The 15,557-nt window shown below is 47.5% G+C and carries 18 protein-coding genes; 15 read left to right on the forward strand and 3 right to left on the reverse strand.

The features are described from left to right. Positions 1-13: 13 nt before the first annotated feature. The 4 genes from JNUCC32_RS03380 (at position 14) to JNUCC32_RS03395 (ending at position 2,751) form a co-directional block, all read left to right on the forward strand. Positions 14-553: a DinB family protein gene (locus JNUCC32_RS03380; protein ID WP_192571094.1), complete on the forward strand. Its 540-nt coding sequence runs from the start codon at positions 14-16 to the stop codon at positions 551-553. 51 nt (positions 554-604) lie between these two features. Further along, on the forward strand, positions 605-1,348 hold the full coding sequence (locus tag JNUCC32_RS03385; RefSeq protein ID WP_192571095.1) for a GNAT family N-acetyltransferase: 744 nt from the start codon (positions 605-607) through the stop codon (positions 1,346-1,348). Between the two features lie 46 nt (positions 1,349-1,394). Then, entirely contained in the window at positions 1,395-1,853 is a 459-nt protein-coding gene (locus JNUCC32_RS03390) for a GyrI-like domain-containing protein (protein WP_192571096.1), read from the forward strand. A 250-nt stretch (positions 1,854-2,103) separates the two neighbouring features. After that, positions 2,104-2,751, forward strand: coding sequence for a FusB/FusC family EF-G-binding protein (locus JNUCC32_RS03395; protein ID WP_096775980.1), 648 nt, complete (start codon positions 2,104-2,106; stop codon positions 2,749-2,751). A 35-nt stretch (positions 2,752-2,786) separates the two neighbouring features. On the opposite strand, the gene JNUCC32_RS03400 is transcribed toward JNUCC32_RS03395, so the two are convergent. Next, positions 2,787-3,401 carry a TetR/AcrR family transcriptional regulator gene (locus JNUCC32_RS03400; RefSeq protein ID WP_192571097.1) on the reverse strand — a complete coding sequence of 205 codons (615 nt, stop codon included), beginning with the start codon at positions 3,399-3,401 and terminating at the stop codon, positions 2,787-2,789. Between the two features lie 196 nt (positions 3,402-3,597). Between JNUCC32_RS03400 and JNUCC32_RS03405 the strand changes: the two genes are divergently transcribed. From JNUCC32_RS03405 to JNUCC32_RS03420, 4 genes are all read left to right on the forward strand, one after another. Beyond that, on the forward strand, positions 3,598-4,335 hold the full coding sequence (locus tag JNUCC32_RS03405; protein ID WP_096775978.1) for an SDR family NAD(P)-dependent oxidoreductase: 738 nt from the start codon (positions 3,598-3,600) through the stop codon (positions 4,333-4,335). Between the two features lie 54 nt (positions 4,336-4,389). Further along, positions 4,390-5,163, forward strand: coding sequence for an SDR family NAD(P)-dependent oxidoreductase (locus JNUCC32_RS03410; protein ID WP_192571098.1), 774 nt, complete (start codon positions 4,390-4,392; stop codon positions 5,161-5,163). A gap of 260 nt (positions 5,164-5,423) precedes the next feature. Then, entirely contained in the window at positions 5,424-5,888 is a 465-nt protein-coding gene (locus JNUCC32_RS03415) for a GyrI-like domain-containing protein (RefSeq protein ID WP_192571099.1), read from the forward strand. 56 nt (positions 5,889-5,944) lie between these two features. Next, positions 5,945-6,697 (forward strand): hypothetical protein, encoded by a 753-nt coding sequence (locus JNUCC32_RS03420; RefSeq protein WP_015736603.1) that lies wholly within the window; start codon positions 5,945-5,947, stop codon positions 6,695-6,697. A 265-nt stretch (positions 6,698-6,962) separates the two neighbouring features. Here the strand turns inward: JNUCC32_RS03420 and JNUCC32_RS03425 are convergent, their stop codons facing one another. Both JNUCC32_RS03425 and JNUCC32_RS03430 read right to left on the reverse strand, forming a co-directional pair. Further along, a complete protein-coding gene (locus tag JNUCC32_RS03425) occupies positions 6,963-7,661 on the reverse strand; it encodes an ABC transporter permease (RefSeq protein WP_192571100.1) in 699 nt (232 codons plus the stop codon). Next, positions 7,654-8,376 carry an ABC transporter ATP-binding protein gene (locus JNUCC32_RS03430; RefSeq protein ID WP_228468970.1) on the reverse strand — a complete coding sequence of 241 codons (723 nt, stop codon included), beginning with the start codon at positions 8,374-8,376 and terminating at the stop codon, positions 7,654-7,656. Before JNUCC32_RS03430 ends, JNUCC32_RS03425 begins: the two co-directional genes overlap by 8 nt. 192 nt (positions 8,377-8,568) lie before the next feature. Between JNUCC32_RS03430 and JNUCC32_RS03435 the strand changes: the two genes are divergently transcribed. The 7 genes from JNUCC32_RS03435 (at position 8,569) to JNUCC32_RS03465 (ending at position 15,465) form a co-directional block, all read left to right on the forward strand. Continuing rightward, positions 8,569-9,288, forward strand: a complete 720-nt coding sequence (locus JNUCC32_RS03435) for a response regulator transcription factor (RefSeq protein ID WP_096775972.1) — start codon at positions 8,569-8,571, stop codon at positions 9,286-9,288. Next, positions 9,279-10,388: a sensor histidine kinase gene (locus JNUCC32_RS03440; RefSeq protein ID WP_192571102.1), complete on the forward strand. Its 1,110-nt coding sequence runs from the start codon at positions 9,279-9,281 to the stop codon at positions 10,386-10,388. The genes JNUCC32_RS03435 and JNUCC32_RS03440 overlap by 10 nt, the downstream gene beginning before the upstream one ends. Continuing rightward, complete coding sequence (locus JNUCC32_RS03445; RefSeq protein WP_096775970.1) at positions 10,385-10,939, forward strand: GNAT family N-acetyltransferase; 555 nt, start codon at positions 10,385-10,387, stop codon at positions 10,937-10,939. The genes JNUCC32_RS03440 and JNUCC32_RS03445 overlap by 4 nt, the downstream gene beginning before the upstream one ends. A gap of 133 nt (positions 10,940-11,072) precedes the next feature. After that, on the forward strand, positions 11,073-11,447 hold the full coding sequence (locus JNUCC32_RS03450) for a hypothetical protein (RefSeq protein ID WP_192571103.1): 375 nt from the start codon (positions 11,073-11,075) through the stop codon (positions 11,445-11,447). Positions 11,448-11,613: 166 nt separating this feature from the next. After that, positions 11,614-12,267, forward strand: coding sequence for a TetR/AcrR family transcriptional regulator (locus JNUCC32_RS03455; protein ID WP_192571104.1), 654 nt, complete (start codon positions 11,614-11,616; stop codon positions 12,265-12,267). Between the two features lie 120 nt (positions 12,268-12,387). Further along, positions 12,388-14,703 carry an ABC transporter permease gene (locus tag JNUCC32_RS03460; protein ID WP_192571105.1) on the forward strand — a complete coding sequence of 772 codons (2,316 nt, stop codon included), beginning with the start codon at positions 12,388-12,390 and terminating at the stop codon, positions 14,701-14,703. 3 nt (positions 14,704-14,706) lie between these two features. After that, positions 14,707-15,465: an ABC transporter ATP-binding protein gene (locus tag JNUCC32_RS03465; RefSeq protein WP_192571106.1), complete on the forward strand. Its 759-nt coding sequence runs from the start codon at positions 14,707-14,709 to the stop codon at positions 15,463-15,465. Positions 15,466-15,557: the final 92 nt, after the last annotated feature.

Genomic DNA, 15,557 nt, shown 5'->3' on the forward strand with positions numbered 1-15,557 from the left:
AGGTTGTGTTTGGATGCTATATGATTTGCAAGGTGAAGGGAATATGTCAACGATCGTGGGCATGTTATATGGCGCTGTCAGAGAGAACAGTGAGAGGCTAAAGTCCGTATCCGAGGGCATGTCGCAAGAGGAAGTTGATTATAAGGGACCTGGTGGTCATTATAATAGCGCCGCTCAATTAATAAAACATATCACGTACGTTGATCTGAATTGGGTTTATCGGATCAAAAGAGAGGTGCTCCCCCCGTCGTTAAAGGACGAGTACGGCCCGATGATCGATGAACATAACAAGCTGCCAATGGTCAGAGGGATCTCTCTGGACACGCTCCTATCTAAATATGAAGTTGTATTCAATTTACTGAAAGATGCATGCTCGCAGTTAACGGATGCCGATCTGGATCGCATCGTCACATTCGGACACGAGAATGAAAAGCAAGCCACCCTTCGCTGGGGCTTGTGGCATATGGCCGACCATAACCGTTATCATCAGGCCCATATTAATCAGCTTAGAAAGTGGTACTCCGAGCAAAGGAGTGGAATGGAAAGTGAGTAGAAGGGAAGTTATTTTGTAATATAGCTTCCCCCTAAGAAAGGACATAAAACCATGATGACGCATAAAGAAATGATACATATCGTGCAGACCCAGCTGGCGATTGATCTGAATTGTACGGTGGATGACTTAAACGGGGAAAAAGACCGCGTGATTTTTGTAGACGCCAGAGAGAATCCAGGGCGGAGACCGTATCCGAGAAACGAACGTTATTTCGAAATGTTGTCGATGGGCAAATCGATTGTGGTGTCGGCTACGCCGGAACGGCTGGCGATTGCCAAAACGTTTATGCAAGGGAAAGACAGGGATACGATTTTTTCGCTGCCGTTTATTAGGGGGCTTTATTTGCATTTTCTCCCGGATCTAGAGAGAATCCAGCCGATGCCGCCACCGGCCGGGGTTTCGTATGAAGTGGTGGAGGAGAATGAGATTTCAAGGCTTATGGGGCTTGAGGGATTGGAGGATGCCATTGTAACCGACCCGGGGCGTCCTTATCAGACGGTATTGGCCGTAATCGCCAAGCACAATGGCAGGATTGTTGGCATGGCAGGGGCTTGTAACGTGTGTGCCGCGATGTGGCAAATCGGAATCGAGGTACTCCCTGGCTTTCGCCAAATGGGATTGGCGTCTTATCTTGTAAACCGTTTAACGTTTGAGGTATTACATCGCGGACGCGTGCCGACTTATGATGTGATCTCTAGCAATATCGCCTCCCAAAGAGTGGCTTACCGAGTGGCATACTACCCGGCGTTCGTGACGGATTGGCGAGTTGATTTTAGGGATTTCGAGTCTAACTAAACCAATATTCAAAAAATAAATTTACCGAAGGGGGCGTATGCCAAAAATGAAGATTGTCGAACTCAATGGAATGAATTTAGTAGGAATAAGAGTAGTATGCCCTGGCGACCAGTATGTCCATGAGATTCCAGAGGCTTCTGTCGTACTTAAGGAAAGGCTGAATGAGATATCTGGGGTTGTACAACCAGCAAGATTGATTGGGGCATTCTTCGTTGAGGATGTAACGGAAGAGGAGGATGGTTACTGGGTATGTGTTGAAGTGAATGACATAAGGGAAGTTCCAGAAGGTATGGTATCTGTAGTAGTTCCGAAACAAAAATATGCAGTCCAACGACATAAGGGACCTAATTATGAAATTAGAAATACATATGACGAGCTCCACAACTGGATAAAAGAAAATAAACATGAAAGATTGCTAAGATCCTGGCATCTGGAGATTTCAGATGAATGGGGACATGGGGATGTCAATCATATCGAAGTAGACTTGTATGACACCATTAAATAGATGCAGCAGCTAATTGCGCCTTCCATAACTTGCTGATATAATTTTGCGTATGAAATGGGATTGGGGGTTACACCGATGGCAATGCTGAATTGCTCATTAGCTAGGAAGTCCTCATGCAAAGCCTGATCTGGGGCGATACTTTGCGTGGGGTGCGATAGGATGAATTCGATCGCCCAAACTTAACTTTATCGTTTCTAATAACAGGCTTTGCACCTTATTGAACTTGAATAAGAATAAGGGGCTGAAAGCTATGAGTACGACATTTATTAGAAACCACCAGTTTAACGTGATTAAAAAACAATCGGAATTCCTTCTGAAGACGCTGCGAACCGTTGCGGATCGACGCGTTCTGGAAACCGTCAGGTTCAGTTCTGTTGCCAACATCATGGATGCCTTTCCATCGCTGACCGAGGATCAGAAGCGGATGCTGGGCCAAGTCTCCACATTCGAGAAGGCCGAGGATTTCGAGCGATATCTGAACGACTTGGAACCTTACCTGGAGTCGTTTCCGACGATTACGCCAAAACAGATTCAGAAGTTATTTCCTAAAAATAAGAAATTGAAATTACCGGATCTGACCTCGATCGATTTTCGATACGTAACCTATTTGGGCTGGGTCGATATTGCCAGCAACAGGTTATTTATCGTATATCCGTTCGAAGGACGCTTCATCGGGATCGAGGGGAGAATCACCCCGACCAACAAGAAAGGGTACTGCCTCTTCTGCAATCGGCATCAAGAGCTCGCCTTGTTCTCGGTCAAGACCAAGCCGTCCGGTGCTTCGGCGGATAATCTGTCTGCCATAAGCCATTATGTTTGTCTGGAGAGCCAAGGCTGCAATCACAGCATTACCGACACGGCAGCTCTGGAGAAGTTCATTCTCTCCGCCAGCAAATAACAAATTAGAAATAGGCTGCCCTAGAGGCAGCCTATTTAGGTTTCGTCCGCTTTGTTCACATACTCCACCGAGTAAATATGCGTCCTCGTTAGATCAATGACCTCTTTTATGAAATCCTCCTGCGATTCCCTGAAATCGTTTCGAATCCAGTTCAGAATCAACCCATGAAAGCCGTAGGCGGTGTACCGCTTGAAGTAGTCCATGTTCACCGGGATCTGGTTAATCGTTTCGAATATAAATCGTTCCTGATAGATTTTTACGATCGTTTGAGGAAATTCCGTATGCAATCCCGGCAAGGTATCCTCGTATTTGATCAGCTCAAAAAAATCGCGGTGCTCGTAGATGTAGGCCACGATATTAAAGGACGGGGCACTGAGGTTCGCCGTATACACTTTGTGTCCCGGTATGTAGGGCTTGCCCACCGATTCTTCCAAGCCCTGGAGTTTGGAAGCCAGCACATCGTCGGCTAATTCGATTTTGTCCTGGTAATGGACGTAGAAGGTGCTGCGGTTATAAGCAGCCTTATCCACGATGTCTTTCACCGTTACAGCATGATAACCCTTCTCTTTTACAAGTTGAATAAAGGCGGATTTCAAATGTTCTTTCGTCCGATTTCTTCGTGCCGATGTCACGAGTTGTTCATGATTCACGAAAAGAGCGCCCCCCCAAAAAGACAGTTTGGTTCCAAGTGTTGACTAGATCGACACTTCATCACAGGTTAATGATTGTTAAATGTGAACAGAATAGTACAATTGAATTGTAAGCAAAATAGTACTAAATTTAATATCTTAATTTAATTGTAATCAATATAGTACTATTTTAATCCATTATACGGGGGTATCCAAGATGGGGAAATTACAAAACAAGGTTGCTGTAATTACCGGTGGTGCATCCGGCATCGGTGCGGCGACCGCGCGTCTTTTCGTTGAAGAAGGAGCCAAAGTGGTGCTTGTCGATCTCAATGAGGACAAAGGCAAGGCCTTTGAAGCCGAATTGAAGGCGCTTCATCATGAGGCGTTGTTCGTTAAAGCGAATATTACCAGCGAGGAAGAAGTAGCCCATATCTTTAAGCAAGCGACGGAAGCTTTTGGCAAAGTGGATGTTGTATTTAACAACGCTGGCATCGGGCGCGTTCATTCTTCGCATGATCTAGAGTACTCCGAGTGGCGAAACACCGTAAACGTGGACTTGGACGGCGTATTCCTGGTCGCCCGGGAAGCTATCCGTGAAATGTTAAAAGCAGGCGGAGGCACGATCGTTAATACCGCATCCATGTACGGTTGGGTCGGCTCGCCCGGTTCCGCGGCTTATAACGCCGCTAAAGGAGGAGTCATTAACTTGACGCGTTCCCTGGCACTGGAGTATGCCGAGCACAATATTCGGATCAATGCGCTGTGCCCGGGCTTTATCGACACACCGATCATTCCGGAGGAGAGCAAGCAAGCGCTGGCAGCGGCCACTCCGATGAAGCGTTTGGGACAAGCCGATGAAATGGCAAAGGCTGTTCTGTTCATGGCTTCGGATGACTCCTCGTTCATGACGGGGAATACCTTGACGGTTGACGGCGGATATACAGCCCAATAATGGGTGAACTTAGACATACAGAGAATCATGACATCTTACTAGGAGGCATACACCATGAGCAAATTTGATGGAAAAGTGATCGTGATTACTGGCGCAGCAGGCGGGATCGGAACGGCAGCCGCCAAAAAACTGGCGGAACAGGGGGCCAAGCTTGGGCTGGTCGATTTGAACCTGGAAGCCGTCCAACAAGTGATTTCCGATTTGGGCCTGGACGATTCCAGAGCAATTGCGCTGCAGGCCAATGTCGCCAAAGAAGAGGAAGTCAAAGCGTATGTGGATGCAACGGTCGAGAAGTTCGGTAAAATCGACGGCTTTTTCAATAATGCGGGGATCGAAGGGATCACTGCCAATGTAGAGGACTATCCGACCGAAACCTTTGAAATGGTCTTCAATGTCAACGTCAAGGGTGCTTTCCTTGGACTGAAATACGTGGTTCCCGTCATGAAAAAGCAAGGTTACGGCAGCATCGTGAATACCTCCTCCGGCGCAGGCCTTATCGGTTCGCCCGGATTTGTCGGATACAATAGCTCCAAGCATGCCGTGATCGGCATGACGAAAGTGGTTGCATTAGAAGCTGCTCCGTTCGGCGTGAGAGTGAATGCCGTAGCGCCTGGAGTGATCAATACCCGCATGATGCGCCAAATCGAGAAAAATACGGTGCCTGAGGATGCCGAAGGTGCAAGAAAAGCATTCGGAGCCGCCGTTCCGCTCGGACGATACGGGGAAGCGGAAGAGGTAGCCAACGTAGCTGTTTTCTTGCTGTCCGATGATGCGTCCTATGTAACGCAATCCATTTATACCGTGGATGGCGGCCAAATCAACCAATAAGTTTACAAATTGCTTAGTTAAAGGGTCTTGTCCGGTGTTTATACCGGTCAAGGCCTTTTTTACATTCGTTAGGAGTGGTGGTGCAGCGGTCTGTTCTCCCCGAATATAAGTGGGTCATTTATCATATTGGGGTCATGCGGATTTTGGAATATAATGGTGTGTAGATAGGGAAAGCAGGTGCTGATTTCTTTGTGCCGCTTCATGCGATGGATCCGAAAACTGTAATGCGCAGTTAATTGGAATTAGAAAGGGGATATGAAATGACGGAGATCAGCCAAGTCCATATGGAAGATCTGTGGTCGGTTCGAAGAGAACGCTTAGGCAATCGATGGTTAATCGGCGTTCAGAATCCGCTTCCGCAATCCTATGAGGACGAACAGCGCTTGTTTGCAACCCTTAGATCCAGAAGAGACGAAATACAGCATCAAACTGCCGATCCGAATACGTACATGGTGATCCATGATGACGGATCGAAGATGACGGTAGCCTTGATGGTAAGTCGTATCGGGGAGATCCCGGAGGGCATGGTATCGTTGAATCTTCCGGAAGAGGAATACGAGGTTTTCCGGTTCGAGGAGAAACATATTTGTTCATTCTGGCAGTATTTCTGCGAAACCGATCATCGGAGCAAATATGGCGTCAATGCTGCCAAGGCAAGATTTGAAACCTTTAACGACACCTTGCAGCCGAATGGCGTGACGGAAATTTATTACCCGAAAGAATAGGAAGGATGCCCGAACATGTATCATAGATGACAGAAGCCGTAAAGGGAGGAAGGAATATGCGAGCGACTGAAGATATCATGCAGGTATGGAGGAAGTTCAACGATTTTCCGATGGAAACCTTAACGAAAGCCTGGCACAGCTTAATAGACCCGGAATGCAAACAACGAACAACGGATGTCATGAAAGAGCATCGCGCATTGTATGGAACGTCGGGCAATTGTTTTGATTTGGCGATTTGGTTAATCGATGAATTCAGACAGAACAAACGCCCCTGTTATGGAGTTCTGACGGAGCATTTGCATGTCGCCGTGGTCGCCGTCAACGAAGAGGGCAATAAATATTTCTGCGATCTTGGAGATCAATGGATTGAGCCCATTTTGTTGGAACCGGGTCATGAAGCGTATACGGAAGAATTTGTCGACGGTTTCTTTCCAGGTTCACGCATTAAACTGAACACCAGAGCGAATCGTCTCTTGATAACCTACGGAAGGCCAAACGGAAAGGAAAGCAGCCAAGCATTCGATTTGACGCCTGTATCCGATGAGGCATTGATCATCGCCGGGCAAAAAACGCAGCGCCTGTTCAGCGATCCGCTTGTAGAAAAGAGGATTTTTACGGATCAGGAGGTTCTCCATTGGGAATTCGATCATTACGAAAGCTACCTAAGTTCCAAGGAAGGCAGAATAGCGGAGCCTCAGCTGAAGGATATCGGGGAATGGGCGGAACGAATACATACGATGAGCGGGATCCATGAAGAAGTCGTCATACGGGCATTGGAAGTTTACTCGAAGAAGTCTTCGCATCCTTAACGCTAGGCTTTTAACACCTTAGACTGGGGAGAACGTTACATCCAAAAGGAAAAAACAGCTATTGCCGTGCGGCTTCAGGAAATTTTCCCGTGCTTAGGGTTGCCGGCAATAGTCCGTTTCGTTTTCCTTATGGATATCAAGATAAGGCTCGCTTCAAAGGAAGCTTCATGATTAAATGTTTGTTCCCCTATGCCTTGACAGGCCATCGCCAACCCGCTGACGGCTACCAGGACAATGCTGTACCTCCGTTCATACTGCATCAATCTTAAGCTACATCGGTTCGATCCACTTTGTTAAAAGCAAGATAGCCAAGGATCAGGCCAAGCAGGCAGAGAACAATCGGGATGGCGATGAATTGGAACAAGCTGGACGAGCTTCCCCCGTCGGACACCGATGCGTTAATCAAGAATCCAATAATGACAGCCGAAGTAATCGTGGAAGGCGCCGATTTTTTTCTCATGCCGAACGATAACGGAATGAGGCTGATGCCGGCCATCATAAAGGCGTTTAGCACCGTGGCCGGAACAGCGGCCATCATGGCAGCGACAGGAATAGACGCGTCAAATAAACCGATCATCGGATTCAAGAAGTACGTAAACAGATGGATCAGGAACGTTGTTATGATGATGCTGAAAAAACAGAACCCAAACACAATCGATAACTTGGCTTGAATAATTTTTTTTCGCTGCAGCGGGTAGGTGAACAACACCTGGATCATGCTGCTCTTGTATTCGTCAATCACTAAACGGGACAGAATAACGCTTGAGAATATGATATAGGTGATTCGAATCAAAACACCTGATAACGATATGAAATCTGCATAACTCATGGGCTCGTGTTCCCCTTTGGAACCCAGCGCCATCAGCGTAACGGCGGCGAAAATAGCCGCAATGCAAATGGCTAATCCCTTGAAATATCCGGACAGGTTATTCTTCTGCCATTCCAGCTGTATCAATTTAAGCATAGCGTTTGCCTCCATGAACGAGATTGATGAAATACGCCTCTAACGACCCGGCATGCTGTCCCCGGATGTCCGCCATCTTTACTTCCGTTAATAATTGCCCCTGATGAATAATGCCGATCGTATCGGCAACCGATTCGATTTCCGACACGATATGGCTCGATATGAGAATGGTGGTTCCGTAGTTCTTCTTGAATAGCAGTAAGAGCTCCCGAATATCCTTAATTCCGATCGGATCCAGTCCGTTGATCGGTTCATCCAGAATGAGGATGTCCGGTTTCGTCACAATGGCCCGTGCAATCCCTAACCGCTGCTTCATTCCTAGCGAGAATTCATGGATTTTCTTCTTCCCGACTCCGTGAAGGCCTACGATCTCCAGCGCTTCCTTAATCGCAGACTTATTGTGATATCCGACGTATCTGCAATGAAGATCCAAGTTGGCTTCGGCCGTAAGCCGGTCGTAAAACACGGGATATTCAATAATGCTGCCTATTCTCTTTAGGTATTGAACCGATGTGGGGAGAACCGGTTGATCGAATACTCGGATTTCACCGGAAGACGGTTTGACCAGGTTTAAGATCATTTTCATGATGGTGGTTTTCCCGGCACCGTTCGGACCCAAAAACCCGTAAATTTCCCCTTTGTTAACGTTCATATTGACGTTCGTAATGGTTTCTGTACCCTTGTATACCTTGCTTACTTGATGGATTTGAATCATGGTTTCCACTCTGATTTCCTCCCGCTCTCTGATTGATGTGCTACATTTAGCTTAAGGAACGAAAGTAAAAATAAAGTAAACGGAGCGGAAAAAACTCGTAACATTTGACATAGCGTAAGCTCGTAAACGATGAAATAAGGTAAGATAGAATTACATGTTCTGGATTAGTTTGAAACGAGGGAAGAATAGCAAATGGAATCTGCAACCATATTGGCCGTCGATGACGAGATTGGTATTTTGAAGTTATTGGAGATTACGCTCCGAAAAGAAAACTTTACGCATATTGACACGGTCTCATCCGGAAAAGGCGCACTGCAGCGCGTCAAAGAAAAATCATATGACATGATCCTGCTTGATATTATGCTTCCGGATCTAAGCGGCTTTGAACTCTGCACGGAGATCCGGAAACATACGAATGCGCCGATCATTTTCATCAGCGCGCGCTCTACCGACTTCGATAAGTTAACGGGGTTAGGCATCGGCGGGGACGATTATATAACAAAGCCCTTTAATCCATTGGAGGTCATTGCCCGAATCAAGGCGATTCTTCGTAGGCAAAAAATTATGGAGAACGAACTTCAACGAAACACGGCCTACGATTACGGGTACCTCTCATTTCATCCGGAATCGGCAACGTTAATCGTGAAGGGCCAACCAGTAGATTGCACGGCCAAGGAGCTGGAGCTGCTGCATTTCTTCTGCAAGCATCCCAATCATATCTTCACGACGGCTCAGCTTTATGAGCTGGTATGGGGGAGTGACGTGTTCGGGGAAGAAAAAACGGTCACGATCCATATCTCCAAGCTGCGCAAAAAGATAGGCGATGATACCCGCAAACCCGCAATCATCGTGAATTTAAGGGGGATCGGTTATAAATTCATCCCTCCGAACGAGGCACTGGCATGCGAATAAAAACTCGGTTCACGGTACATTTGGCGTCAGGGCTCATTCTGTGGATTCTTGGGACGGGGATTCTCCTTGTTATTCTGCTTGAAGGTGTTCTTCCCATGCTAGGTATCCATTTCAGCGAGGATAACGAAGGGCTTATCGTAGGAGCGATCTTCGGATTCAGCACGCTGCTATGTATAGCCCTGTTCGGATGGTATTTTGGCGGCCCGATCGGATTCATAATGACCTGGATTCAACAGCTTTCGAAAGATGATTACAAGCAACCGGCCGATTTGTCCAAAATCGTTACCCGAAAAGGGAAACTGCGCATGCGGTACCGCCTCTATCAGGAGGTGCTCCAGCATCTTCAGTCCTTGGGCAGCGTCCTGCAAGCGAACGAGGCGGAAAGAACCCAAATCGAACAGGCCAAACAGGAATGGATCGCGGGGATATCCCATGATTTGAAAACACCTCTAACCTATATTAAGGGCTATTCGGCTCTCTTATTGAATGAACAATACGAATGGTCGAAGGAAGAGGCGATCTCTTTCATCCGGGAAATGGACGATAAAGGGAAGCATATGGAGGAATTGATTCAGGATTTAAGCCTCGTTACGCAGCTCAACCGGGCTGATGGCGCGCTGCCGTTACAGAAGGCGAAACAGGACATCGTCGAGTTCACCAAAAGGGTGGTTGCCGATATCAGCAATAATCCGCAGGCAAGCAACTACCTTTTGCATTTTCAAACGGATTCGTCTGCCATGCACGTGGATTTTGATGCGAAATACATGCAGCGCATCCTGCAAAATATCATGATGAACTCGATCATTCATAATCCGGAGTTTACGGAGATTTTCGTCCGGATCACGGACGCAGGAGAGTTTGCCGCTATCCGCATTACGGACAATGGCATAGGCATGCCGGCCGATACGGTAGCGCATCTGTTCCAGCAATATTATCGCGGGACCACGACGGATGCTGCCTCTGAGGGCACCGGACTGGGAATGGCGATCGTTTACAAGCTGATTCAAGCTCATGACGGCACCATCACAGTGGAGAGCAAGCCTTCGCAAGGGACAACGTTTACGATTCGATTGCCGAAAGAAGGAGGGAGATATGGATGAAGAAACTACCGACGATCCAATTAGAAAGGTTGATTTTACGGCCGTTCAGTTTAGAAGATGCAAGAGTTGTACAGGAACTGGCAGGCGATAAGTATATTGCAGAAACAACGTTATATATTCCGCACCCGTACGAGGATGGGATGGCAGAACAATGGATAGAGTCCCATTTTGCTAACTTCAATGAAGATCGATCCCTTGAGCTAGCTATTGTACATAAAGAAGAAAATTACGTAATTGGCGCAATCAGTATAGGCTGCAATCGAAATTTTGATCACGGTGAGCTTGGATATTGGATAGGGAGAAAATACAAGAATCACGGCTTTTGTACGGAAGCGGCAAAAGGAATCGTACAATATGCGTTTGAAGAAATGCGATTAAACCGCATTTTTGCACGTCATCTGGGGAACAATCCTGCATCAGGCAAAGTCATGTTAAAGCTGGGAATGAAGCATGAAGGACTGTTAAGACAACATGTAAAAAAATGGGGTGAATATGAAGACCTTGCGCATTATGGTCTGTTGAGGGAAGAGTATGTATCAGAGAATAGCTAAGGACTCTGGTTGATATCAAAAACTGGATCGCGGGTACATCCGAAAAACAAACGATTAAACGGTGGTTTCTGTCTTTTACCATTCTATGACTCTGGTAATATACTATATCATTCCCAGCTAAGGAGTGATATAGATGGCAAATCGTGATGTGCGTCTTGCGCTTTGGTCAGGTACTAATTTCTCCGTTCGTCGGATTCTCTTCAGACGAGGAGGCGTTGCGGTTCGTGACCTCGGAGCATTTCGGTTTAACAACGTTCTTTCGAGTTTTCGGCTTCGGAATGTGGTGCAGCGTTCTGAAGTAACGCTTGTATTGTTCTCGGGAATTAACTTTCGGGGATCGTTCCGCGTGTTCAGAGGAAGCCAAAATGTAGCGAACTTGGAGAACTTTAATTTCAACAACGTGACATCTTCGTTCATTGTGGTAGGACGCAACCTTACGGACGCAGAAATAACCCAAATTCAAAGAACTGCCAGACCGCCTCAAGACATCCTCGTCATAAGACAGTAAGATAAGCAGTTTTGCAAAAAACCAGAAGCACAAATAAAAAACGGCTCATCCCTTAATACGGGATGGGTCGCTTTTTGTTTTTTCAGATAACAACGGCCTTGACAACGGAAAGCGGCATGATATGATATTACCGACAGACAGTCGGTCTGGTAAAGGAGGGAGAAGCATGCGAATCGTAAAAAAAGCGGAGGAACGCAAGAATGAAATCCTTGACGCAGCGGATACGCTTTTCGGTCAGAAGGGCTTTGACGGCACAAGTACCAACGATATTCTCGAAAAGGTCGGCATTGCGCGCGGAACTTTGTATCATCACTTCAAGTCGAAGGAGGATATCATGGATGCGCTGATTGACCGCTATACCGTCCGATTGTTGGATCGGGCACAGGCCATTGCCTTGGACAAGAGCATACCGGTAATCGAGCGCATCATCCGCGTTGTGATGGCGCTGAACATAAGCGGCGATGGAGAGAGCAGCAAGGAAATCATGGAGCATATTCACAAGCCTCAGAATGCGCTCATGCATCAAAAGATACATAAGGTCATTATTAATGGTGTTCCGCCGATCCTGACGGACATCATCCGCGAAGGCATCGAGCAGGGGCTGTTCAGCACGCCGTTCCCGTATGAATGCATGGAAATGGTAGTGATCTACGCGAATACCGTTTTTGATGAAGATCTGGTAACGATGACGGACGAGGAGCGAGGGCAGCGAGTTCTGGCCTTTGTTTGCAACGTCGAGAGGCTGCTCGGCGCGGAAAGCGGAAGCCTGATGGACGTTATGGGGATGTTTGGTGGAGGAGATGAAAACGGCCAAGCATGAATCAGCGCGGGAAAGTTCATCAGCAGAGGCGACGGCAGAGATGCAGTCTTTTCTCCTCTTCATCTTAGGAAAGCTGTGATGGTTGACATCGGTTAAAATGCTTGAACACAGGGGGGCCTTATGTATTTCAGAATCATCCGAAGGGATATATCCAAAAGCAAATGGATCACGTTGATGACCATGATCTTCGTTGCGGCAGCAGCGATGCTGGTTTCGCTCGCGGCCGTGCTCATTTTAAATTTATCCGGAGCGGTACATACACTCATGACGCAAGCCAAAACCCCGCATTTTATGCAAATGCATTCGGGTGACATCGATACTGAACGGCTAGCAGCTTTTGCGGAGCAGCACGGCAATGTCGAAGATTTTCAAGTGACAGAATTTCTCAACATGGACGGTGCGCGGATTCGGTTAGGGGAGCATTCGCTTGCCCATAGCGTTCAGGATAACGGATTCAGCATACAGAGCAAGAAATTCGATTATCTGCTTGATTTGGACGGGAACATCATTCACGCGGACGACGGCGAGTTATATGTTCCCATAAATTATATGAGAGACAATATGGCAAGGGTTGGCGATGCTGCGATGATCAGCGGGAAGGCATTTACCGTTGCCGGTTTCCTCCGCGATTCGCAGATGAATTCCACGCTCTCCGCCTCCAAGCGTTTTCTGGTCAGTGACAAGGATTACGCGGAGATCAAAAACTCGGGCAGTACGGAATATTTGATTGAGTTCAGACTAAGGGATTTGTCGGAGCTAGGCGCATTTGAAGCAGACTACGCTTCCGCGGGTCTTGAAGCGAACGGACCTACGGTTACCTATAAGCTGTTCCAAATGATGAACGCCCTTTCCGACGGGATGATGATCGGCGTCATCCTTCTCGTTAGCATTCTTGTCGTAGCGATATCTCTGATGTGCATACGCTTTACCCTCTTAGCCAAAATCGAAGACGATTACCGTGAAATCGGCGTCATGAAGGCGATAGGGCTGCGTGTTTCCGACATGAAAAAGATCTATCTCGCGAAATATGCTGCGATTACCGCGGCAGGCAGTATTCTCGGCTTTGCGCTTTCGGTGCCTTTCAAAGGATTGCTTCTTGAGAACATACGTCTCTATATGGGAGAAAGCAGCCATTCTTCTTATGCCTTGCCGTTCGGACTCATCGGCATACTGCTTGTCTTTCTGACGATCATCGCCTATGTAAGCAGAGTTCTGAATCGCTTTCGGACCATATCGGCTTCAGAAGCGATACGCTTTGGCACTTCACCCGAGAAAAACACGGGCGCCGGAAGCTTTAATCTGAGCGGAAACAGGCTGTTTAGCACCAATGTTTTTCTCGGGATGAAAGACGTACTCGCCAGGAAAAGACTTTACGCTACAAGCCTGACGGTAATCGTGATCTCGGCATTTATCATGATCGTACCGCAGAACCTGCACAACACGATCTCGTCCAAAAGCTTTATTCAATATATGGGCATCGGAAGCTACGACATGCGGGTTGACATTCAGCAGACCGAGCAAATGTCGGAAAAAACGGCCGAGATTCTATATACGATGAACAACGACCCTGCCATTACAAAGACAGCCGTCCTTACAACCAAAACATTCAAAATCAAAACGGGAGACGGGACGGAGGAAAATATCAAAATCGAGCTTGGGGACCATACGGTGTTTCCTATAGCATATGCCAAGGGCAAAGCACCCGCAGAAGACGAGATTGCGCTTTCGGCGATAAACGCCGATGAGATGGGCAAAAAGGTCGGCGATATCATCACGGTGGTGATCGAAGGGAAGGCGAAAGCCCTCACGGTAAGCGGAATCTACTCCGACATTACCAACGGCGGCAAAACCGCAAAGGCTGTATTCACCGACGATACGGCGGACACGATGTGGAGCATTGTCTGCGCTGAGCTATCCGATCAAACGCTTGTCCATGAGAAGGTCTCCGCCTATGCGGAGAGGTTCGATTATGCAAAGATCTCGGACGTTGACGACTTTGTATCGCAAACGTTCGGCTCGACGATTAGCTCCGTCAAAACGGCCTCCAACGCTGCCGTTACGGTTGCGCTGATGATAGCGGTTCTCGTTACCTTGCTGTTTATGAAAATGCTGGTTGCCAAGGACCGGCATGCGATTGCCGTCATGAAAGCCTTTGGCTTTACGAACTCGGATATGAGGGTGCAGTATGTCTCGCGTTCGGTATTTGTTCTGATTGTCGGCATCATGGTTGGAACGCTTCTGGCCAACACGGTCGGTGAGATGCTCGCAGGTGCCGCAATTTCCTCGTTTGGAGCGTCGACATTTCATTTTGCGATCGATCCGCTTTCGGCGTATCTGTTCAGCCCCATGTTGATGATCGGCGCGGTGCTTTTCGCAACCGTGATCGGCGTTTCTGGCGCGGGACGAATCAAAATATCCGAACATATGAAGGAGTAACTTATGAAAAAGTTGATTATCTGTGATGATATCGTAAAATCTTTCGGCGAAGGTGATGAGCAGCGCCGTGTTCTGGACGGCGTGTCCGCCTACATTCACGAGGGCGAGTTCGTTTCGGTTATGGGGCCTTCGGGTTCGGGAAAATCAACGTTCATGTTTGCATTGAGCGGGACGGATGGCGTGAATGGCGGAACGGTCTTTTTTGACGGCAAGGATTTATCGGCAGCCTCGGAGAATGAGCTTTCAGATATACGGAGGACCCATATGGGGTTTGTCTTCCAGCAGCCAACGATGCTGAAAAACCTCAATATCCTCGATAATATCATTCTTCCATCCATGCGGGACCAACGAAAAAACGTTGCATCCATAACAAAAAAAGCAAGAACTCTTATGAACAGGGTGGGAATCGCAGAGCTGGAAAAGCGAGACATCACTCAGGTTTCGGGAGGACAGCTTCAGCGTGCTGGAATCTGCCGGGCGCTAATAAACAGCCCGAGAATCATTTTTGGCGATGAGCCTACGGGCGCGCTCAACTCCAAATCGGCGCAGGAAATCATGGACATTTTCTCCGAAATCAACGCGGAAGGCACGGCGGTCATGCTTGTAACGCATGACGCTAACGTGGCGGCCCGGACGGAGCGCATTATGTTTATGCGCGACGGGAACATGGTCAGTGAACTCAAGCTTCCCAAGTACGACGGAACGGATATGGATCGCAGGGTTGAGAATGTGAGGGCGAGAATGCTGGAGATCGGAATATAATGTATAATGATGGAAAAACAGAAATGCCTCAAACGAATTCTTCACTTGATCAGTCATTGAAATGATAGATAAAACATGGAAATGGCGGTGTT

Source organism: Paenibacillus sp. JNUCC32, from assembly GCF_014863545.1.
In the GTDB taxonomy this organism is placed as follows: domain Bacteria; phylum Bacillota; class Bacilli; order Paenibacillales; family Paenibacillaceae; genus Paenibacillus_AQ; species Paenibacillus_AQ lautus_A.